The organism is Thalassovita autumnalis, from assembly GCF_001458255.1.
GTDB classification, from domain to species: Bacteria; Pseudomonadota; Alphaproteobacteria; order Rhodobacterales; family Rhodobacteraceae; genus Thalassobius; species Thalassobius autumnalis.
This window is the reverse complement of record NZ_CYSB01000041.1, coordinates 262,714-284,077: the sequence shown is the minus strand read 5'-3', so window position 1 is coordinate 284,077 and position 21,364 is coordinate 262,714. Positions and strand designations below refer to the sequence as shown.

Annotated in this window: 23 protein-coding genes; 6 read left to right on the top strand and 17 right to left on the bottom strand. The window is 60.4% G+C overall.

Annotation, left to right across the window (positions count from 1 at the left end; genetic code table 11):
* The 6 genes from pglX to TL5118_RS19900 all read left to right on the top strand — a co-directional run.
* A partial coding sequence (pglX, locus tag TL5118_RS21110; RefSeq protein WP_131727471.1) for a BREX-1 system adenine-specific DNA-methyltransferase PglX occupies positions 1-1,999 on the top strand: 1,999 nt, incomplete at its 5' end.
* Positions 1,992-4,493, top strand: a complete 2,502-nt coding sequence (gene pglZ / locus TL5118_RS19920; RefSeq protein ID WP_058243521.1) for a BREX-1 system phosphatase PglZ type A — start codon at positions 1,992-1,994, stop codon at positions 4,491-4,493. The genes pglX and pglZ, both read left to right, overlap by 8 nt.
* A gap of 11 nt (positions 4,494-4,504) precedes the next feature.
* The gene (gene brxL, locus TL5118_RS19915) at positions 4,505-6,613 is read left to right on the top strand and encodes a BREX system Lon protease-like protein BrxL (protein WP_058243522.1); all 2,109 of its coding nucleotides are present in this window, start codon (positions 4,505-4,507) and stop codon (positions 6,611-6,613) included.
* A gap of 5 nt (positions 6,614-6,618) precedes the next feature.
* Positions 6,619-7,773: a DUF4268 domain-containing protein gene (locus TL5118_RS19910; protein WP_058243523.1), complete on the top strand. Its 1,155-nt coding sequence runs from the start codon at positions 6,619-6,621 to the stop codon at positions 7,771-7,773.
* Positions 7,770-8,300: a hypothetical protein gene (locus TL5118_RS19905; protein WP_058243524.1), complete on the top strand. Its 531-nt coding sequence runs from the start codon at positions 7,770-7,772 to the stop codon at positions 8,298-8,300. The genes TL5118_RS19910 and TL5118_RS19905 overlap by 4 nt, the downstream gene beginning before the upstream one ends.
* An 82-nt stretch (positions 8,301-8,382) precedes the next feature.
* On the top strand, positions 8,383-8,853 hold the full coding sequence (locus TL5118_RS19900) for a hypothetical protein (RefSeq protein ID WP_131727470.1): 471 nt from the start codon (positions 8,383-8,385) through the stop codon (positions 8,851-8,853).
* Between the two features lie 113 nt (positions 8,854-8,966).
* Here TL5118_RS19900 and TL5118_RS19895 read toward each other — a convergent pair whose 3' ends face one another.
* The 17 genes from TL5118_RS19895 to TL5118_RS19825 all read right to left on the bottom strand — a co-directional run bounded on the left by TL5118_RS19895 (position 8,967) and on the right by TL5118_RS19825 (position 21,357).
* Positions 8,967-10,193, bottom strand: coding sequence for a radical SAM/SPASM domain-containing protein (locus TL5118_RS19895; protein WP_058243526.1), 1,227 nt, complete (start codon positions 10,191-10,193; stop codon positions 8,967-8,969).
* Positions 10,193-10,825, bottom strand: a complete 633-nt coding sequence (locus TL5118_RS19890) for a hypothetical protein (RefSeq protein WP_058243527.1) — start codon at positions 10,823-10,825, stop codon at positions 10,193-10,195. The genes TL5118_RS19895 and TL5118_RS19890 overlap by 1 nt, the downstream gene beginning before the upstream one ends.
* 2 nt (positions 10,826-10,827) lie before the next feature.
* Positions 10,828-11,124, bottom strand: coding sequence for a hypothetical protein (locus tag TL5118_RS21225; RefSeq protein ID WP_131727469.1), 297 nt, complete (start codon positions 11,122-11,124; stop codon positions 10,828-10,830).
* On the bottom strand, positions 11,114-11,854 hold the full coding sequence (locus TL5118_RS19885) for a hypothetical protein (RefSeq protein WP_058243528.1): 741 nt from the start codon (positions 11,852-11,854) through the stop codon (positions 11,114-11,116). Before TL5118_RS19885 ends, TL5118_RS21225 begins: the two co-directional genes overlap by 11 nt.
* A complete protein-coding gene (locus TL5118_RS19880) occupies positions 11,854-12,759 on the bottom strand; it encodes a hypothetical protein (protein ID WP_058243529.1) in 906 nt (301 codons plus the stop codon). The genes TL5118_RS19885 and TL5118_RS19880 overlap by 1 nt, the downstream gene beginning before the upstream one ends.
* Positions 12,756-13,115: a tail fiber domain-containing protein gene (locus tag TL5118_RS21665; protein WP_242601827.1), complete on the bottom strand. Its 360-nt coding sequence runs from the start codon at positions 13,113-13,115 to the stop codon at positions 12,756-12,758. The genes TL5118_RS19880 and TL5118_RS21665 overlap by 4 nt, the downstream gene beginning before the upstream one ends.
* Positions 13,116-13,708: 593 nt before the next feature.
* Positions 13,709-14,692 (bottom strand): hypothetical protein, encoded by a 984-nt coding sequence (locus tag TL5118_RS19870; protein ID WP_058243531.1) that lies wholly within the window; start codon positions 14,690-14,692, stop codon positions 13,709-13,711.
* The gene (locus tag TL5118_RS19865; protein WP_058243532.1) at positions 14,692-14,898 is read right to left on the bottom strand and encodes a hypothetical protein; all 207 of its coding nucleotides are present in this window, start codon (positions 14,896-14,898) and stop codon (positions 14,692-14,694) included. The genes TL5118_RS19870 and TL5118_RS19865 overlap by 1 nt, the downstream gene beginning before the upstream one ends.
* Complete coding sequence (locus tag TL5118_RS19860; RefSeq protein ID WP_058243533.1) at positions 14,895-15,248, bottom strand: hypothetical protein; 354 nt, start codon at positions 15,246-15,248, stop codon at positions 14,895-14,897. The genes TL5118_RS19865 and TL5118_RS19860 overlap by 4 nt, the downstream gene beginning before the upstream one ends.
* Positions 15,249-15,383: 135 nt before the next feature.
* Positions 15,384-15,641, bottom strand: coding sequence for a hypothetical protein (locus TL5118_RS21220; protein ID WP_131727468.1), 258 nt, complete (start codon positions 15,639-15,641; stop codon positions 15,384-15,386).
* Positions 15,638-15,856: a hypothetical protein gene (locus TL5118_RS21215; RefSeq protein WP_131727467.1), complete on the bottom strand. Its 219-nt coding sequence runs from the start codon at positions 15,854-15,856 to the stop codon at positions 15,638-15,640. Before TL5118_RS21215 ends, TL5118_RS21220 begins: the two co-directional genes overlap by 4 nt.
* A complete protein-coding gene (locus TL5118_RS19850; protein WP_058243535.1) occupies positions 15,853-16,785 on the bottom strand; it encodes a C40 family peptidase in 933 nt (310 codons plus the stop codon). The genes TL5118_RS21215 and TL5118_RS19850 overlap by 4 nt, the downstream gene beginning before the upstream one ends.
* A gap of 75 nt (positions 16,786-16,860) precedes the next feature.
* Positions 16,861-17,172 carry a phage holin family protein gene (locus tag TL5118_RS19845; RefSeq protein ID WP_048599768.1) on the bottom strand — a complete coding sequence of 104 codons (312 nt, stop codon included), beginning with the start codon at positions 17,170-17,172 and terminating at the stop codon, positions 16,861-16,863.
* Positions 17,169-17,825 (bottom strand): tail fiber domain-containing protein, encoded by a 657-nt coding sequence (locus tag TL5118_RS21455; protein ID WP_082626275.1) that lies wholly within the window; start codon positions 17,823-17,825, stop codon positions 17,169-17,171. Before TL5118_RS21455 ends, TL5118_RS19845 begins: the two co-directional genes overlap by 4 nt.
* On the bottom strand, positions 17,825-20,371 hold the full coding sequence (locus tag TL5118_RS19835) for a phage tail protein (protein WP_058243536.1): 2,547 nt from the start codon (positions 20,369-20,371) through the stop codon (positions 17,825-17,827). The genes TL5118_RS21455 and TL5118_RS19835 overlap by 1 nt, the downstream gene beginning before the upstream one ends.
* A 15-nt stretch (positions 20,372-20,386) precedes the next feature.
* Complete coding sequence (locus TL5118_RS19830; RefSeq protein ID WP_370701695.1) at positions 20,387-20,797, bottom strand: DUF6950 family protein; 411 nt, start codon at positions 20,795-20,797, stop codon at positions 20,387-20,389.
* Positions 20,797-21,357, bottom strand: coding sequence for a hypothetical protein (locus tag TL5118_RS19825; RefSeq protein WP_058243538.1), 561 nt, complete (start codon positions 21,355-21,357; stop codon positions 20,797-20,799). Before TL5118_RS19825 ends, TL5118_RS19830 begins: the two co-directional genes overlap by 1 nt.
* Positions 21,358-21,364 lie beyond the last annotated feature (7 nt).

The following is a 21,364-nucleotide window of genomic DNA, read 5'->3' as shown; positions in this document are numbered from 1 at the left end:
GACATCTAGCAGGCACTCCATCACGCCGTCAGAGCGGGGACACCGGACGGATACGTTCCTTACTTCTTACGAGAAACTCAGGTCGCGGCTCCTTGACGTCGCTCCGATAGTTTCCCTTATTCAAATTGGATACAATACCTTCCCCGAATTGAACTCGAAAGTGGCTCAGGGCGCGGCGTTCGTCACATGCAAGAGACCTGAAACAGCGCCGGGCTATTATTTCAACCTAAACAAAGCGCCGCAGTCAGCGGACAAATCCCTTGTCTACTTGGAGCAGCTTAAAGACAGGCCGAAGTATTGCTTCCGTGCCTCCGTCAAGGATCTTGAAAAGGTCCCAGGCATGCCCATTGCATATTGGCTTTCTGATAATGTGCGGGCTGCCTTTAACGGGGTCGATTTGTCTGGATACAGTAAGCCATTGATCGGCATGCGGACAGGTGACAATGGACGATTTCTAAGGAATTGGCACGAGGTTTCGGCCGATGCAACTTCCATAACTGAGCCTGAAGAGCCCAAATGGTTCCCGTATGCCAAAGGCGGAGAGTTTCGGCGATGGTATGGAAACAATGAGTTTTTTGTAAACTGGAAAGATAATGGGTTTGAGCTTAAAAGTGCAACTCTCGAAGTGTACCCTCAGCTTGACTGGGACAACCTTGGCTGGAAAATCTCAAACGAATCCGAGTATTTTCAAGAATCTATAACTTGGACCTGTGTGAGCACCTCGAAATTTGCAGCACGCTACATCCCCGTTGGGTCACTTTTTGACACTGGAGGCTCCTTCATTCCCTTCCGCAAGGGTGTGAAGAATAGCGAACTACTGGGATATTTGAATTCAACCGTCGCCCAAGATTTCCTCTATCTTCTGAATCCTACCATCAATTATGGCAATGGAACGGTTGGAAGGCTTCCTTGGCTCGAGGCGTCGCACAATCCCCAAATAGCACGTCGGCTGGTTGAGATTGCTCGCGCCGACTGGGACGCCTACGAAACCTCCTGGGATTTCACCACGCTCCCACTGCTCTCGCCCGATCATCGTGGCGAGACGCTGGCGGACAGCTATGCCACCCTCCGCGCCCATTGGCAGGCCATGACGGACAAGATGAAAGCCCTGGAGGAAGAGAACAACCGCATCTTCATCGACGCCTATGGCCTGCAGGACGAGCTGACCCCCGAGGTGCCGATCGAGGAGATCACCCTCACCTGCAACCCCGCCTATCGCTATGGCGTGAAGGGCACCGAGCAAGACCGCGAAACCCGCCTGCGCGCCGACACCATGGCCGAGTTCCTGTCCTACGCCGTGGGCTGCATGTTCGGCCGCTACAGCCTCGACGCGCCGGGCCTGATCCTCGCCAATCAGGGCGAGCGGCTGGAGGATTACCTTGCCCGCATCCCCGAACCGCGCTTCATGCCCGACGCCGACAACGTCATCCCCGTGCTGGACGAAAACTGGTTCCCCGACGACATCACCGACCGCTTCCGCCTGTTTCTGCGCACCACCTTCGGGGAGACGCATTTCCAAGAGAACCTGCGCTACATCGAGGATGCGCTCGGCAAAGACATTCGCAAGTATTTCACTAAGGATTTCTACGCCGACCACGTGAAGCGCTACAAGAAGCGCCCGATCTACTGGATGTTCTCCAGCCCCAAGGGCACGTTCAACGCGCTGATCTATATGCACCGCTATCGCGGCGACACGGTGTCGGTATTGCTCAACGATTACCTGCGCGAGTTCATAAGCAAGCTTGAGGGTGAACGTGGGCGGCTTGAAAAGCTGTCAGACGATCCGAGCGCCAGCCAAGGCCAGCGCACCAAGGCGCTGAAAGACATGGCGGTCATCGCCAAGCAGATCGACGAGTTGAACGAGTGGGAGCGCGATGTCGTCTTCCCGCTGGCGCAGGCCAAGATCGAGATCGACCTCGATGACGGGGTCAAGGCGAACTATCCCAAGTTCGGTGAAGCGCTGAAGAAGATCCCAGGGCTGGAGGCAAAGGATGACTGACCGGATCACCGCCAGCCTGGAACGCCTCTTTGACGAGCATCGCATCGTCTTCTGGTATGACGCCGCACGCGACATGCGGGGGGAGTTTGATGCGGTCGATCTGGCTGGCGTGACCAAGGTGGAGATCGCCAACAACCAGTTCGGCCTCAAGTACCGGATGCTGCGACAGGAGCCAAAGGCGAAGTTTCTGGTCTTCCATGATGGGCCAGAACCTGTGAACGCGGCGAACTGGCTGCTGGACCTGCAACTGGCAACGGCGGTGTTCAAGGCGGATCAAGCTGGTATCTGGCTTGGAGAGCTAGGCTTGCCACCGCAGTTCGAAAGCGTTGTGCGCGATCACATAGAGTTTTACCGCTCCAAAGCTCGTGTGGTCGAGCTGAAACGGCTTTTGCATGCTGCGGACACGCAGTCCCAGGTGCGGCTGCGCATGCTGGCCGTCTGCGCAGGTGCTGAGGGTGGGCTTGATACGGTTGTCGAGGCGCTCTTGGGCGAGTTAGCAGAGGGCCGTGACGATGCGATGCGGCTCATCGAGCGATCTGGCCTGACTGAGGTGTTCTGGAAGCAGGTTGGCAATGCCTATGACTATCAGCCGGACCAACCCGATCTTGAAGACTTCGCGATCGCGCTCTTCCAGTCGGCGTACCTGCGGGCGCTGGGCGAAGATGGCAAGCTGAACGCAGAAGCGCTCTTGGTTTTCCGACGCTGGAAGAACAACCGCCACTGGGAAGAGGCGTTCGAGACGCTCGCTGCGCGCTATCAGAGCTTGCTGAAGATCCCAGAGGACTTGTCCAAGCGCGATTTTCGCGGGGTCATGGCCGTCGACCATTTCGAGGAAATCGATCGCCACATCATCCGGCAGCTCGTGCATGCAATGTCGACCCAGACAGTCAGCGCGTCCGAGGTTCTGAACTGGGTGCGCGAACGCCGGCAGAGCCATTGGTATGGCTCCTACGAGGACATCTATCAGGCGATCGGCTTTGCCACCGAATTCCAGCAGGCACTTGCTGAGGCCAATCTGGGGATGACGAGCCCCGCTGAGGGGGTGAAGCGGTACGTCAGCAGCTGGTACAAGCTCGACCAGCTCTATCGCAAATTCATCTACCATATGCAGCGCAGTGGTCATGCCTCGCTGCTTTCGGAACTCTACGAGGCGGTCGAAAACAGATACACCAACAGTTTCCTCTTAAAGCTGAATGACGCCTGGCAGGATCAGGTTGCTGGACTGACCGATTGGACAATCCCAGGTTACGCACGCCAGAGCGCCTTCTACGTCGAACAGGCCGCAGAGTTCCGTCGTCGCGATCAGAAGGTCGTGGTCATCGTCTCGGATGCCCTGCGCTTTGAGGTGGCCGCGGAATGCCTACGCCGCATCCGAGCGCTGAACCGGTTTGATGCGGAGCTGAAGCCCATGATCAGTGCGCTCCCCAGCTATACACAGCTTGGGATGGCGGCACTTTTGCCGAACCGGGAACTGTCTTTCGTACCTGACGGCAGCGGATCGGTTCTTTCGGGGGGCGAGAGCACACAAGGTCTCGCCGCGCGCGAGAAGCTATTGGCAACAGGACGTGCAGGCGACCGCGCGAAGGCTCTGTCCGCACGCGATGTGCTCGATATGCGAGTCGATGAAGGCAAAGAGCTCTTCCGCGAAAACGACGTCGTCTATATCTACCACAACCTCATCGACGCGATTGGCGACAAGCTGCAGACCGAGGATCAGCTGCCCAAGGCGGCAGAAGATGCGATCGAAGAGCTGACCAAGCTCGTTCGGAAACTGACGTCGGCGAATTTCTCGAACATCCTGGTCACGGCAGATCACGGTTTCCTTTACCAGCACCGATCGCTTGATGAGAGCGACTTCGCTGTCGCTGATCCCAAGGGCGACGAAATCATGCTGCGCAATCGCCGCTTTGTCATCGGTCGTGGCCTTGATGAAACCGCCGGCATGAAAAAGTTCACCTCGGCCAACCTCGGCCTCACTGGTGACCTCGATGTCTTGATCCCGAACTCGATCAACCGCCTGCGGGTCAAAGGGGCGGGCAGCCGCTTTGTCCATGGCGGGGCCTCACTGCAGGAAATCGTCATACCGGTCATCCGTGTCGGGAAACAGCGCGAGGCGGATGTGAACCAGGTCGAGGTGCAGATCATTGTGTCCGGCCGCAGCCAGATCACTTCTGGGCAGACGGCGGTGATCTTCTACCAGGCGCAACCGGTGTCCGAGAAGATGCAGGCGCGCGAGCTCGTCGCGGGGATCTATGCCGCCGACGACACGCTGATTTCAGACGAGCATGTTCTGCAGTTCGATTTCACCGCCGAGAACGCCCGTGAGCGCGAAATGCCCCGGAAGTTCCTGCTGTCGCGGGAGGCGGACAAATTCAACAACCAAGACGTATTCCTGAAATTGCGCGAGCGGGTGGGCAAGACAAGCCACTATCAGGACTACACAAGCCATCGCTTCCAGTTGAAACGTGGCATTACAACAGATTTTGACTTTTGAGGAGCGGGCCCATGAGTGATCTCGACGCCAGGATCAATGAACATTTCGCGGGTTTTGTCGTGCGCAAGGACCTGGTGAAGGCGGTCAAGGGCAACGCGATCGTTCCGACCTACGTGCTCGAGTATCTCCTCGGCCAGTATTGCGCCACCGATGACGAAGCGTCGATCGCCACTGGCATCGAGACCGTCAAAGAAATCCTGCGTAAACACTATGTCCACCGCAGCGAAGCGGGGCTCATTCAGTCAACGATCAAGGAAAAGGGCCGTTACAAGGTCATCGACCAGATCAGCGTGTCGTTGAACGAGAAGACGGATAGCTACGAGGCCACCTTTGACAACCTCGGCATCAAGAAGGTTGCGGTCGACAGCGGTACGATCAAAGCGCACCCAAAGCTGCTAGTGACGGGCGTCTGGTGCATTGCGGATGTGCAATACGAGTTCTCGGAAGATGCGCGCATTTCGCCGTGGATCCTCGAGACCATTAAGCCCATCCAGATCGCCAAAGTCGACTACGAGGGATACCGCGAAGCGCGTGCCAATTTTGGCACGGATGATTGGATTGACCTGCTGATGCAGAGCATCGGGTTCAACCCGGAGGCTTTTGGGCGTCGGGCGAAGCTCCTGCAGTTGATGCGCCTGATCCCCTTCGTGGAACGGAACTATAACATCATCGAGCTTGGCCCCAAGGGGACGGGTAAGTCCCACATCTATTCGGAGTTCTCCCCGCACGGTCAGCTGATCTCGGGTGGTGAGGTGACAATTCCGAAGCTCTTTGTGAACAACTCGAATGGCCGGATTGGCCTTGTCGGCTACTGGGATGTCGTGGCTTTCGACGAGTTCGCCGGTCGGGAAAAGACAGCAAACAAAGCGCTCGTCGACATCATGAAAAACTATATGGCCAACAAGACCTTCTCCCGGGGGGTAAACCCCATGGGGGCCGAGGCCAGTTTCGCGTTTGTCGGCAACACCGACCACAACGTGCCGTTTATGCTTAAGAACAGCGACCTCTTTGAGGCCCTGCCGCCGCAGTTCCATGACTCGGCCTTTATCGATCGTCTGCATGCCTATCTGCCCGGCTGGGAAATCGACGTGATCCGCGGAGAGATGTTCACGAAGGGGTATGGGTTCATCGTCGACTACCTCGCCGAGATCCTGCGCCACCTGCGCCAGGAGGATTTCTCGCACCGGCCGGACCAGCATTTCAAAATCAGCGAGAAGATTTCGACGCGGGATCGGGATGCGATCTACAAGACGATGTCGGGCCTGCTGAAGCTGATCTTCCCGAATGGCGGCGAGACAGCAGAGGATGTCGAGGAGTTACTGCGCCTAGCCATGGAGAGCCGCAAGCGGGTCAAGGATCAACTGGCCCGCATCGACAGCACCTATCCCGAGGTCGATTTTCACTACCTTGGCACGGACGGGACCAAGCGCCGTGTGACCACGGTCGAGGAGGAAGAATACCCGCAGTTCTATCACCTTAAGCCTGCGCTGGATCCCAAGGAGCAGGAACACTCAGAGACGTCAGCCGGTGCTGGTGAGGCCACATCTGTTGCTGAAGGAGAGGCATCGACGTCAGGGCCCTCTTCGGAGGCAGGGCGCCCTGTCAAATCGGAGGCGAAGCCCCTTCTCGAAGAAGGCCACCATGTCTTCACCGAGGATCGCAAAGGGATCAGCTACGATCGGCTCTTCGGCCCTTACATTGAAGGCGCGTCAAAGATTATCGTGACAGACCCCTATGTCCGATACTTCTATCAAATCCGAAACATGATGGAATTTGTCGAGATGGTCATCCGGCGGAAATCGCCCGAGGACCAGGTCAGCGTTCACCTCGTCACAGGGCCAGACGATGGCAATGTCGGCAAACAGCGCGAGCTGTTGGATTCGATCGTGGACGCCTGTGTTGGCTCGGGCGTTGAATTCACATGGGCCTTCGACGGCACGGGAACAGCGCATGCGCGCGACATTGTCACCGATACTGGCTGGAAGATCGTGCTGGATCGCGGCCTCGATATTTTCCAGGCGCCGATCAAGAAGGATGGGTTTTCGCTCAGTGATCGGTTGCAGGAGCACCGCATCATCAAGGGCTTTTATGTGACCTACCTTCGCGCTGAGCAGGGGTAAGACGCATGTTCCGCATCGATAAAGACGAAAACTCGATCAAGCCGCTCAAGGCCCGCAGCTTTTCCGAATTGGGGTTCAAGGAGCGTCAGCACCTGCAGGAGTGGATCGCCAAGTATCCATCCTGTCTTGGTGAGGACCTGTTGATCATCCAGAAGGAATTCGCGGGGTTTTCCGACACGCAGGAGCGCCTCGATCTCTTGGCTTTGGACAAGAAAGGTCGCTTGGTCATCATCGAGAACAAGCTTGATGATACCGGCAAGGACGTCACCTGGCAGGCCATGAAATACGCGTCCTACTGCGCAAGCCTGAAAACTGAGAGCATCTGTGGCATCTATCAGGATCACCTGACCAAGACTGGCCAGCCCGGTACGGCGAGCGAGCTGATTGCCGATTTCCTGGAAGTGGCCGATTTGTCGGAGGTCACGCTCAACCGTGGAGTGTCACAGCGGATTATGTTGATTGCTGCGAACTTTCGCAAAGAGGTGACCTCTACCGTTCTGTGGCTGATGAACTTCAAGCTCCAGGTTCAGTGCTTCAAGGTCACGCCGTGGTCGATGGGAGACGATCTCTTTCTAAACGTCGAGCAGATCATCCCTGTGAAGGATACACAGGACTTCGTGATTGGCCTGGCAGACAAGGCTCAGGACGAAGTGCAAACCTCTTCTGCGGAAGCCGCCCGGAACACCATACGGCGCGAGTTCTGGGGCGAAGTGATCCGCGTCATGCAGACCAAATCACGCCTATACGACAATATTTCCGCGGGGGTCGCCAATTGGATCGGTGCGGGGTCTGGCATGCGTGGCGTTGGCTTCAATTTTGCCGCGGCGGGCAAGTATGGGCGCGCGGAGATTTATATCGATCGGGGTGAGCAGGCCGAGAACAAGTATGTCTTCGATCAGCTTCTCGCCCAGCGCGAAGCCCTTGAGGCGGCGTTTGGTGGGCCGTTGGTATGGGAGCGCCTCGATCATCGACGCGCGTGTCGTATCAAATGCGAGACCGAAGCCGATATGTTCGAGCGTGAGGACTGGCCGCGCATGATCGAGTTCATGACGGATGCGATGGTGCGCATTGAAAAGGCGTTTCGCGATCCGCTGCAGAAATTGAACGCCGATGTCCGGTCACGCACGTTCGAGCCGGAGGCTGGTGGGGACGGTTCGTGATTGGTCTTGGCAAAAAAGACGAAGACGGCAAGCAGGTCCGGATCGAACATCGAGGGAAATACACCCGCGCTTCTCGCACGGGCGGTGTGGCGGTTCGGGCTGAAGAGAAGGTGGGCCCGGTCAACTTGACGGCCAACTCGTCGAAGGGCCTGCGGGCGTCCACCCGGGTTGCCAACGGCACACGTATGGCACTGCAGAACGGAAGGTTTCAGCTGATCGGTCGTTGGCGGGCAGGACCGCTTGGCTTCAACCTGTCCAAAACCGGTGTCAGTGCGTCGGTGAAGAACAGGGCAGGTACTTTCAACTTCCTCAAGCCCCAGTACTCGTCGTTCAAGTTTGCCGGCGTACAGCTGCGCGGAAAGAAGGCTGCTCAGCTGCAGGTCATCTACCTGCTGATCACCGCAGCCGTGGTCTTGCTGGCCTTTATGGCGCGTGCTGCAATTTATCTTTTGTGGCTCTCGGCCCTGCCGGTCTTGTTTGTGTGGGATCTTCTGGTCGGATTTGTGCAGGGGATGCGTGATGCGTAGCTGGGCTCTCCGGTTTCTTGGCCACTCATGCCACGCTTTGCTCTGCGTCCCCATGATGGTCCAGCCCGTCCAAGCCGACCCAATGGTCGACTTCATCATCGAGCAGTTTCAGGAACAGTGCGATGCTGAACAGGCGAATTTTCACGGGATTGACGACGATCTTGATGCGCCGCTGCAGGGCGTCTTGAGCCTGTCCGAGGATGCCATTTACGACATTGCGCTAACGCCAGACGGTGTCACTGGCACGGTTCTATATAACGAGTTTCACTGCACCAATGTTGGATATGGCTGGTGCGGCTCGGGTGGCTGCGGCTTCCATCTGATCGTGGACGGGGTCGCCTTTTTCCGCCGGAGTGGATTTCGTCCGTCCTCGGTGACGCAAGGGGATGACACATTTGTTTTGATCCCAATCCACGGGAGCGGCTGTGTCACAAGTGACGGGAACAGCGGGGCAGGCGCAGACCCGTGCTATGTGGTGGCAACTTGGGATGCCGATGCGGCAACCTTCAGAAGCAAGGGCGGCGAAATTGATCTCAGCCCGCTAAACCCGTGATCCGTTGTTCGACGGAATGCTGGCGCAGAGCGGGTAGCAAACTGGAGGTGGCATGAAGGGTGCTCTGCAGTTCTGTGTCTGGTTTGTTATCGCGTTCCTCGCGGTTCATGGTTTTATCGATCTGGTATTTTGACCTCCCTCACCACCATCCCCGTCAAATGCCAGACTGCCGCCATCAGGATCCCCATATTGAATGCAAATTCGTTGGCGCAGCTCTGCTTGAAGAACTCCCCCTCAAGAAACATGCAGGACCCCTTGCAGAGTTGAACGACGGGGCAGGACATACATTCCTCCCTGAAGGCAAAATGCGTCGCGGTGTCGAGCGCGATGGCGTCAAAGTCGGCAACATGACCGATCTTGTGCACGCCCTTCGCACCGGTGTTCTGGCAGGTCATGACATTGCCGCGCAAGTCGACGGCGATGGCGTCGGGGCTGTCCATGCCACATTTCTGGCCGAGGGCCTCGATGGGGCGCCTACGTTGAATGGAGGCAAAGAACTCGTCGATGCGCTCCCCGAGACCGAAAGCATTCGGGTCCTCAACTAATGCCTCGAAGATCGAGCGTGTCAGGCTGTTCAGTTCGGCTGGCTCAAACCGCCCCGTCCCGATGGCCGTCGCTACGTCATAGACGTTCACCACACCCTCGAGCCCGACGAAGATGTCCGGCCCGACTTTTTCGGCGAACCAGGCCTTGAGCGCCCGAAGGTCGTGATGCTGGCGCGTCAGAACTGCGTTGAACCCGGTCTTTTCCGGGCGCTCTGCCAACAAGGTTTTGATCCATCGACGCTTTTCCGGATCGTCGAACGGATCCGGCCCGCGCAGATGCTGACCAGGCCCGTCGTGTGAGATCGTGATTTCAACGTCGTGTTTGGCGATGAAATCCAGCTTTTCGCGGTCGAGAAGCGATCCATTCGTGATGATCGAGAAGGCAGCTTTGGGGAACCGCGCGGCCAGCGCCGGGATCAACCGCTTGATCTTGGCCCAGTAAAGAAACGGCTCCCCGCCCCAAAGCTCGACCTTTTCCGGCGCATCGGTAATCCAACCGTCAAGCTCAGTCAGGAAGTGCTCGACATCGGCCAGCTTCGAAACCGTCGCGTCAGCGATCTGGAAGGCCTGGCTGCAATAGCTGCAGGCATAGTTGCACGAGAGCCCGAGTTGGATTTTCAGCACGCGCGGCGCACGAGATTTTCCGAGCGGCTTATCCTTGGCCACGCGCGGTACCGGTGCAAAAATCCCTGGTTCGACCGGCAGCGGCAGCCCCTCGCATTCAGAGGTATGCGGGTTGTAGCGCACGTGATGACGGCAGCCGTCACGCGCCTCCAGCGTTAGATCAAACCACATCAGTCGAACAGCCTTTCCTCGATTGCTACTGGCAGGTTGACGCGGAAGTTCGCGACGACCTGCACATGCTGCGCGCTCCCCTCGTGGGGGTGCTGGTTGTGGGGAATGTGGGAAGGGAAGAAGATCGAGAGCCCGGGCCGCGGGTTGACCGAGAAGCCATGGCGGCTCTCATAGGGCAGCCGACCCTCGTCGAAGTACCGCGACGGATCCTCGATCACGAAGCGCGGGGTGCCCACGCTGTTCACCGGCTGACCTGACCCACTGCCGGTCAGGAAGTGGACGCAGGTCAAATCGCCCTCGCGGCTGTCCTTGTGGGTTGAGATGAAGCCACCGGGCTCGATCACTAATGCGCGGTTTTCGCAATGATCGGGGTCGAGATATTGGGCCCAGGGGCCGAGGACGGCACGCGCGCAAGCAAAGAGATGGGCTTTTAGGGCCTGACCTGCGTCGCTTTTCTCAAGTATGCCACGCACACGGCGCTTGGCTGCATTGGCCATCGACCCGCTGCCATTTGCTTCGACGGCGGCGATGGCCTCGTCGGCCAGTTGCCTGTTCACCATCCAGGCGACTGGTGTTTCGAAGAATGTGACGCGTGTCGGCCAGAAATCGATGCTGGTGCTGCGAACTTCCATGGTCAGCACCGGCAATTACAGTTGCAGTTGAAGCTATAGCGGTTGGCTGTAATGGTCACTGCACCAGAGCTGCCGCCGCCAGAGAGGCTGTGAACCGTGCAGTTTGCCACACAGTTACAATTGTTGCCGGTATAGTTGTAAACGCGCGGCCAAAAAGACCCTCCAGACGTCGGGGAGCCATTGCTGAGAGATACGCCCGTGATTGTGCCTGCACCAATTGCCGGCTTGTTGGTGATCCGCGACCAGTCCACGTTGCCGCTGTCGTCAATCACGATCGTTGTTCCGACCTTATAGGCCATGGCTGCCTCCTTGCGCCTGATGGGCCAGGATCTCGGCGAGACTGGCCTTGCAGTGGGAATTCGGAAGTTCGAGCGAACAGAGGACGGGGATGCACATTCGCTCCTCGCCCTCGAAATAGGTGCTGTCATGAGGCACATGGCCCTCGAAGACGATCATGGACCCGGTGCGGGGCTCGACCGCGTACCAGCCGCCGACGTAAGCCTCCGGGTTGCGACAGGGCCAGAGCCGCTTGCCCACATTCGCCGGATCGTAGAAGCGCACCGCCCCGCGATGGAGCGAGGTCTCCGGGCAATCGGCGTCCAGCACCACCCGCGGGTAATAGGTACAGACGATGTCGGTCTGGATATGGGTGTGCGCGTTGATCCCGACGTTTTCCCGCGCAGCCCGGCGCTGCCAGAAGGTGTCCGACATCATCCGGATGTCACCCTCGTGCTCATAGCCATAAGCCAATTGCAGGTATTCCCGGACCCCAGCGGCAACCATCTGCGCCAGTACTGCGATGGCCGGGTCCTGCCGATCCATCAGGAAGTTGTGCCGCAAATGTCCGAGATGGTTGGTCTGGTCGCCAACGTTACGGCCGTCGCCCGCGTCTTGAATGCGGTTCGCCACTGCGTCGTCTGCCGCCAGCGCATGGAGCCGGTCATTGAAGCCCTCGGGCATGTCCCAATGCTTGTGCAGGATGAAGGCAGGGTAGATCACCTGGAACTCGGTCGTGGTCGCGATCTCCATCACACGACCTCCAGGATGATCTTGCCGATTGCGGTGTAATGCTCGGTGTTGATCTTGACCGCGATCTGGTCGCCCGGGTTGAGCCCCAACGCCTCGACGGCAAAGCTGCCCGCACCATTCGAATCGGTCGACAGCCGCCGCTTCGGCAGATAGCCGGCGTCACTGTCTAGTTTCAGTGCCAGCGCGTGTGCGCATGGCGCGCCATCGCCATTCCAGCGCAGCGCGATCGGCACATGAGCCCGCCCTCCCGCGGGGACGGTCACCGTCTCGGTCGCCACCGTGTGGAAGTAGAACTGCTTGAACCACTGCCCGTCATTCGGGATCGTCGCGTCATCGATCCGGCCCGCGACGGTGGTGCCGTTCAGCAGGATTGGCTCCTGCTCACAGAGGACTTCGATGCGCGCGCCGGACAGGGCCCCCGCGATCGGCATGAAGATCACCAGCGCGTTGGAGCACTGCGTTCGGGCCCGATGCCGGAAGGAAAAGTCAACTTTTTCACGCGCAGACTGCGCAAAGCGGTTACGCCAAGGAAGTGGAAATCCCGCTTCGTTGGTCATGATATCAATCAGCCCGTAATCAGTGATTTCATCATGGCCGATCATCCCGTCGAGAAACACATACGAACGCCCCCTATAGATCGCCCCATGGGTCAATCCGGGCAAATCTGGAATGAACACGCCGTTGCCGCGCATATCGACAAAGCCTGCGGCATTCGCGCGGTCATAAGGTGTCTCAAGTGCTGCCGCTAAGTCTGCCCATGGCAGTGGCTCGATGCCATCGCGCAGCCCTTGGCCGATCTCACAGGGATCGAAGACGGCAATCCCGGCATAGGTGTCTTGGACATCGACGGCGTAATGCAGCCGCGAGCCCGTGTTGTAGATGACATGAAGCCCGGTCTCGATCACGGTGCGGTCCTTTTCAGCTTGTCGACCTCCTGAGCGAGGTCCTTGATTGCCTCCACGAGGAGGCCCACGAGATTGCCGTAAGCGAGGCGCAGAACGCCCTCCGTCTCGACGACAGCCTCCGGCGAAACCGCCTGCACTTCCTGCGCGATGAGGCCCATCTGCCGCGTGTCACTACCTGTCATTTTGAAGGTGACGCCGTTGAGCGCTTGTACCTTGGCGAGCGCATCTGCGATGGGCGCGATGTCAGATTTGAGACGCGCATCTGAGGAGGAGACAAAGTTCGGCGCTGTCACAGTGCCTGAGAACGTCGCTCCCGACAGGCGGGCAAAAGCGCTGGCATGGCTGCCATCGAGCAAGTCGGCATCAATTCCAGAGCCAGAGCCATCCACTGTCACCAGTTTGGCACGTACCTGCGCGGCCGTGTCGGGAGACCCATCCGCTCCTGCGGGGCCTTGTGGACCGGTTGCACCGGTTGGGCCTGTGGGACCTACAGGTCCCTGGGGTCCTGTCGGGCCGGTGGCGCCAGTATCACCCTTGGCTCCGGTCGCACCTGTTGCCCCGGTAGCACCTTTCAGGTTTACGTAACCACCCCAGGTCGATCCGTTGAAAAAACGCAGACTGGTGCCGGACCATTGATGCGCTGGTGTCGGTCCTGTGGCGCCCGTCGGACCCTGAGGACCTGTTGCACCTGTGTCACCTTTCGGGCCTGTTGCCCCTGTTGGGCCCTGAGGCCCTGTTGGCCCGGTCGCGCCCTGAGGACCAGCCGGTCCTGCGGCTCCTTGCGGTCCAGTTTGTCCGAGCTCGATCACGGTTTCGGCGCCGGAGACGCGTTTCAGGAAGAGCTTTCCGTCAGTGACATTTACGGCGAGTTCTCCGGCAGCGAGTTGCGCCGTGCTGGGCACCCGGCCGGCCACGGTCGTTCGTTTTACCAGAACGGTATTTGCCATGATCAGAAGGTCCCACCATCAAGTGTGATCCCGTTGATCGACCCACCGGTGATCGCGACATTGCTGGAGGCTTGCGTGGCCATGGACCCCAGTCCGAGGTTCGACCGCGATGTTGCTTTATTGGGGAGGTCGGACAGGTTCGATGCTGCGGAGAGCTTGCCTGCCAGTGCATTCGTGACCGTGGTCGCAAAGTTCGGATCATCGCCCAGCGCTGCGGCCAACTCGTTCAGCGTATCCATGGCGCCGGGAGCTGCATCAATAAGCGCACCGATGGCGGCAGCCACAAAGGCTGTTGTCGCAATCTGCGTTGTGTTCGTACCGGCCGTTGCCGTTGGGGCAGTCGGCGATCCTGTCAGTGCAGGCGATGCAAGAGGTGCCTTTGCATCCAGCGCCGTCTGGAGCCCGGTGACCTGTGCGATCGAATGGCTGTGGCTGGAGGGCGTGAAGCTTGTGGGCTTGCCCGTGATCCCAGACCAAGGAACGGCATCTGCAATTTCCGCGGCATCCACCTTGCCATCATTGTCCGTGTCATAGGTGGATTTTGCCATGTCGCCGGCGCCAAAGCCGGCAATGGCGTCATTGACGAAGGCCGTCGTTGCAATCTGCGTCGAGTTCGTGCCCGCGACCGCCGTCGGCGCCGCGGGCGATCCTGTGAAGGTTGGTGACGCCAAGGGCGCTTTCGCCAATAGCAGACTGTCGACCTGAGACTTGCGAACAAGGTCGGTCCCGCCGCTGGCATCTTGTCCGGATTTTGGCACGACAGAGAAGGTTTTGGCCCCACCAACATTCTGCGTGCCCACCAGCGCCAGAAAGCCGCCACTCCCTGCTACGGGGACGATGGAGGTCGCATTGCCGCTGCCATCGTCGCCCTTGCCGACATAGACCGTGTTGTCGACCTCGTTATGGGCAAGCTCACCCGATTTCAGCGCAGCGGGCGCACCCGCCACGCCGGAGACGCGGCGTTTCAGCTGGATCGTATTGGCCATCAGAAAAATCCTCCATTGATGGGGGCGTCGGTGGGCAGGATCGTGATGCCCGGATCACCTTGATCGCCCTTGTCGCCTTGTGGGCCCGTCGCCCCCTGCGGTCCTGGCTGGCCGCCAAGCCGAATACGGAATGGCCCGTTTACAACACGCACCTTGATCGGCGCGGTGATGGTGATCGGGCCTGTTTGCCGGATCGCGTCACTCATGGGCTCAACCCTCGCGTCACCGGCAGCATCACGGGGATTTCGAGTAGAAAGCCCAAGTGCAGGTCTGGCTCGAGATCGGTGCGCACCAAATCCAGCACCACGCGCCCAGGTGAGAGCCCTGCGGTTTGGAAAGGCGTCAGAGACAGTTCCAACACAGTCTCTGTGATGTGCTGTATCCCTCCATCGGCGCTGGACAGCTCTGCAAGCAGCGTCGGGTCACTGGGTTTGAGGCGGAGATGGCCGGCATAGCTCGCGCCTTCGGCAAAGACAGGTGCTTCCGCCTCAATCTGCAGCCGCCAGGCGTAGCCGATGAGAATGGCCGGGCCCTCGCTCAAAGTGGCGATTGTCATGGCTGCCACCCGCAGAGCCGCGCGCCTACCTCGTTGTGGGCGACGATCTGCGCCAGAGTGCCGTCGCTCAGCAGGTCCTGGCGCGAGGGGCGAATAGGCTCGGCCCAATCGCAATCGTCCAGCAAACCTCGCGGGTCAATCGCGCATCCAGCGGTCAGCCCGACGCTCAAGATCGGCACGATCAGTGTTTTGAAGGTCATGGCGGATTTCCTTGGACGTTTGCAGCGCGCGAACACGGGCATCGGCGCGGCGGATGGCGAGGTCGGCCTCTGCGGCGTGCTTGCCCTGCCGGAGCAGAATCCAGACGGCGATGAACACCGCGGCGATAAGCGCTCCCCAATAGGCGAAGCGCCGACCAAGGCCCGGGAATAGCATGGTCAGGATGGTACTCATGCGGGTGCCCCCGGTGAGAGGGCGAAGCAGCGCGTATCGAGCAGCAGTAGGGTTTGCCCGCGCGCATCGGCGCTGGCCCGCATGTGATCATGCGTTCGAACAGCGGCATCTTCGCAGGTGGCGAAGTCTGGAAAGCGAACTGGGCTGATCCCACTGCCGCAGTCAGGCAGGCTGTCGCCTGCGATGCAGGAGACAACGATCAAGACCCAGGTCACGGCGTTTTCCCCGTCCGATGGTCGTCGATCCGGGCCGCCTTGGCGCGGAGCGCATAAACCACCACGCCGATGAACACCCCCGCACCAATCCACGGCAGGGCATCGGAAAGCGCGTTTTCCAGACCGATCAAGGTGAACACGCGCCCGGCCATGTCGCGGGCCTGCTCGGCCTCCATCAGCGCCGGGGCGATCTGGCTGCCGATCGAGCCTGCAGCACCAATGACACCGAGACCGATCTGCGCATTGGATGCTGTTACGATCCGGCTTTCTGCAGGCGTGCCAGATGCCCTCTCAGGTGCGATTTCGCGAGGTGACGCTCGGTCCAGCGCATCGGTCAGCGCCACATCGATGATGGGCACGAGGGCCAGGACGTTGTCCTGCCGAAAGGCCAGGATGGCAGCGCGGGTGCGCGGCCCGATCTTTCCATCGATCTGACCCACCTCGTGATAGCCGAGGTCTTTCAGCCGTCGCTGCACCGCCTCGACGGACATCGTAACGCTCGGCGCGACATTGCCCGCACGGCGCACTCCGAGGAGCTTTGAGACCGGATAGCGCTTCACATTAACAGCGTCGTTCTGATTGCCGCCGAGGCCCCAGACCCATGGTCCCTCGATCCGGTCGATGAAGAACACATGCCCCTGCCAGCTGGACGAGCCTCGGGGGATCACGCCGATATCACCCGGCTCGGCGTCCGCCACTTCGATCGGGATGCCCCAGTCGAGATAAGACCGCGCCGTCAGCTTGCGGGTGGATTTGATCCCGGCCTTCTCGAGGCAGTGTCCGACGAAGGCTGCGCACCAGGCGACGCTATCATGCTCAACCCAATCGTGGCCAACGGAGGCATACATCTCCATGATGACAGGATTGTCAGCGGAGCCCGGGCCCTCGGTCGTGCCGATGTAGCTGCGGGCGATGTCGAACGGCGTCATGGTTGTCTCCCATGCAATGCAAAACGCCGCCCCAGATGGGACGGCGTGTGTGATGTGTGTGAAAGAGTGTGCGGGTTACTTCTTGCGGCAGAGCCAGGCGGCCAGAAGTGCCTCCGCCCCGCGGGGCCCGAGATAGGCAAGGGTTGCCACGAACCCCGTCGAGACCGGCTGCGACAGGCCAATGTAACGCGCCGCCGCCTCCCCGATCAGCGCCATGCCGACGGCGACGGGGATTTCCCAGAGAAGTTCCTTGCCGAAGAAGCGGCGATTGCCGAGCTTCACCTCCCCCGAATGCCACATCAGCCGTCCGGTGAAGGCGCCGATCAGCGTGGTCACGGCACCTCCGAAGAACGAGTTGATCATGTCGATGAACCCACCATCATTCATGGGCGTGCCTCCTCGAGCGCCGCGACTCGGGCGGCCAGTTCCTTGACGGCCTCGATCAGAAGGCCGGTGATATTGCCGTAGGCGACGGAGAGCTGACCCGCCTCGTTGTCACGGACGACTTCGGGCAGGACTGTCTCGACCTCCTGTGCGATGACGCCGATCTGGCGCGTGCCATCCATCGTGAAGCGCACGCCGCGCAAGGCGCTGACCAAGGCCAGCGCGTCGACGATGGTCTCAACATCGGATTTCAGCCTCGCATCGGACGAGGAGACGAAGTTCGGGGCAGTGACGACCCCTGTGAAGGTTGCCCCGGACAAGGCCGCTTTCGCCGCAATCGCTGCATCGTAATCGGCGGCAGATTTCGTCGCCATTGTCCCAAGACCAAGGTTCGTGCGCGCCATGGCCGTGTTTGCCAGACCCGCCAGATTGCCTGCCGCATCCAAGAGCGCATCCCAGCCCGTGTTGGTGGCATTCCGGCGGCGCAGAACCGGCGGCGAGACCGACGTATCGACCCAGAGCATGCCCGCGGTCGTGGCGACGGGAGCCGAGGCCCCGGCACTTGTCGATTGCAGCGCGGCGATCACCTCATTGATGCGCGCCCGAACGGCCGCGCCCGCGTCGTTCGCGATCACGAAGCTGGATGTCTGGGGCATTACGCGACCTCATCGGCATAGAGCCGCAATTGGCTGACGATGGGCGTGTAGGACGCATCCTTCGTCGTGAGAAACGCCCGCGCCTCTACCGCGCGGGCCTCGATTTCGTGGTTGTCGAGCCGGCCCCAGGGACCCCAGTTCGGCGATGCGGCCGGATCGTCATCGGTCTCGCGGATTTCGAAGAGCACATCGATTTCTGCACCCGCTGATCCGTCAAAGTCGGCCCATGTATCCATCAGCGCGGTGCGGGCATCGATCCGGTCATTCAGCGCCAAGGCTGCAACGCCAATCTCTGAGCGTAGACGGACCCGCTTCACCGTGCCGAGATCGAGCCCGGCGGCAAAGGCGTACTGCCCCTCCATCGTGGTGGCCTGCGTCACGCCATCTGCGGTCGCCGTGGCGAGCGTCAGGGTCGAACCCGTAACCTGTAGCCCTGATTTCGGGCCGAAGAAGCCGGGATCAGCCTGCAGAAAGTCCAAGGTCGAGAAGGCCAGCACCTGCGCACCCTTGGTCGAGACCCGGGTTTCTGGACCGGCACGGCCGCCGCTGTCCTCAGCTCGTATCAGGTAGGTCCCGGGTTTGAGGGGTACGACGGCGATGGCTTCGCCACCCGAGACCCGGTCCATCGAATAACTGTCAGCCCAAGTGGCCGTTGCTTCCTTCGAATGCCGGATCACGATGTTGCCGCCCACGCGAACATCGGGATCGGACGAGCGTGTCCATTTCAGGATGGCGAGCCCGCCTGCCGTTTGCAGCGTGACATTCTCGAGTTGCGCTGGCGGCGCAGTCAGCCCGAGGATCTCTGCCGCAGTCTGTTGCCAAGGCGAAGAAACGCCCAGAACTGAGATCGCCTTTACACGGAAAGCCCATTCTCCTGGGGCAATGTCGCGGATTTCCAGTGTGGTGCCATCAGTGCGTCCATAGTCGATCCACTCGGTTGCGTCCGCCAGTTTCCCCTGCAGCTGGTATGCAGAGACAAACCCAGACGGTGCAGCTTCCCAGCTGATCTTGGCCAGAACCTTTAGTCCGCCCCCATCCCGCGTGACATAGAGGTCCTCGGTAACCTGTGGCGCGCCGGGTGCCGGGATGTCGTAAGCATTGGGCAGCGCTGTGCGTGGGGCAGCTGCGTAGATCTGCTGCTCGGACGCCGACCAGTCATAGACGAGGGGCGAGGTCTCGCGCAGAACGAGCTCCGGCATGAGCAGTGCGCCATCGCCCGAAGCTGTCAGATCAAGGCTGACCCCATGCACCTCGAAGGGTTTCGCGGCAAAGCCCCAACGCGCATAGGACAGCGTCACCACATCGCCGACGGTGGCCGCCCAAGCTGAGAGCTTGCCCGAGAGCCGCACCGTCATCTGCCGGCGAGCGCGTTCCAGCTCGATCTTGGCCAGCCGCTGCGCCATGGCGGCCGAGATCGTGAAGGGCAGCGAGATGTCGCGCCATTTTCGCTCCCCGCCGTCCTCGGCGAGATAAACATCCGAGGCGTAAGCTGGGAAGTCGTCAGGCTGCCAATCGTTCTCGGGGCTGACAAACTGCCCCCGCACCCCGTTGAAGTTCGAGGACATCGTCACGCGCGTCGCGAGCGTCAGCCCGCCCTCGCGGACATGGTCCGAGGTCAGCGCGACATCCGGCGCGCGCCACGCGCCCGCATGGATGCGCCAGGACCCGCCCGAAAAGGCACAGCGCCCGGCGAAGGAGGAGAGCATCCCCTCAATGATCGTCTTCGGGACCTCCGAGAGGGTGATCACCCCGTTGCAGGCGTAACGCGGCTCTGCCCCACCGCCGGCGAGTGGAACGGTCTCGTCGCAGATGTTCGCGGCTTCGACCAAGGAGATCTCGTCAATCCCGTCGGGCTGGCCGATGCGCGCCCCGATGCCCCAGGTTGCATTCGCCATATAATCGGCAAGGCATAGGGCGGGGTTTTCCGAATAGCCCGCGGTTTGCGTCCGCGGATCCCAGATGTCGTCCTTTCCCTCGAGATCGACCGTGATGTTCGGGATGCCGCCCGGGAAGGCGTCCTGGTCATAGGTGAGGCGCAGCCGAATGGCCGCACAGCCCCGAAGCTGATGGTTCTCGGTCCACTTGTCGGGCAGCGCTGCCTTGAGGCCCGCAAAGGCCGTCTGGTTGGCCGTACCCAGTTTCTTCTCGACGACAACCTTTCCAGCCCAGCGGCCCTGCGCGGCCCCAGCGGCATTCACTGCCACTTCGCCTTCAAAGTAGATGGCCCCGATCGATTTGACCCGATGCGTGGCCAGCACGATCACCAGATCGAGGTATTTGTTGTCCGGCCCCGAGGAGTGAAGGAAGACGATGACCCCGCCCTTTCGGGTGCGGCCATAGACCAGATCGCGGGGCACCACGGGCTCGCGGATCGTGACCGTCCGCGGCTGCATCGTTGTCTGCGGCTTCGGCATCAGGGCCTGCGCCGCATAGGAGAGAATCAGCGTGCCACCGATCCGCAAAAGCGCGGCACCAATGCCGCCTGCAGCCAATACGCCGCTGATCGCCCCCGCGATCGCGGTGACGGCTGTCACGATGAAGGGCATGGAGTGGATCCGAATTCAAATGTGCCAGGCAAACCGGCAGGAGGTCAGCGGTACAGTCACGAGGCCTTCAGGTGCCATGCCAACGGCCTGCGCTCCAGTACAGACGCCAAAGCCGAGGCCGGTGTCGGCCAGAACGATATCGCCGCGTTGGGCCAACAAAACGCCCGGGCGTGGTTCGCCTAAAAGCGCACGACCCATGTCCTCGAGCGAGGCCCAGCCCAGACGGCGCATCACACGCGCACCGCCAAGCGCGGTGGTGTAGCGCCCTCGCCAGAGGGTCGCGACATCCTCACCGCCGGTCAGAATCATGCGCGTCTCGAATGCGAAGGTTGGGCAATCATGGAGGCCCCAGACAAAGGGCTTTGCTCGTGCGGTATCGATCGCCGCTGCGAGCAGGCGTTCCCAGTGGTCAACGCGGGGGCGCATCATCCGCGCCCCCACGTGATTTCGCGGTCCTGGATCGCGGTCACATATTCGAAGCCAAGGTCGCCCGGGAACAAGACCTGCTGGCTTTCGTGTGTGTAGCGCCAGGTCCGCGCCACGGTCAGGTCGATCAACCGGCTCTCATAACTGATGGTGATCGTGCAGGTGTCCGCATCATCCTTGATTTCTGGAACATCGAGGCGGCCCGAGAATGCCTGAACCGGATCAGCAATGATGCTGCCATTCTCGGCCAGAAGCCCCAGCCAGATCCGGCCCGGCAGCCCCTGACGCGCTTCATCGATGGCCATCTGCACGAGATCAAGCGGCACGCCGGAAAGCGATACGGCCGTGCCGCCAGCCACGACCTCGCCGGTTTCATCGATGGCCCCGAGCCCAAGCAGAGACCCGGCACCGGCCCAGCTTTGACCGTTCCAGCTGACCTCTCCCAGCCCAGACCAGATCCGAACCCAGCCCGTGGCGAACTGCCCTTCGAAGAAGATGACCGGCCTGAGGTTTTGATCAGCCAACGCGGTGGCGAAGGCGACGGTGAGATCACGGCTCATTAGAGGG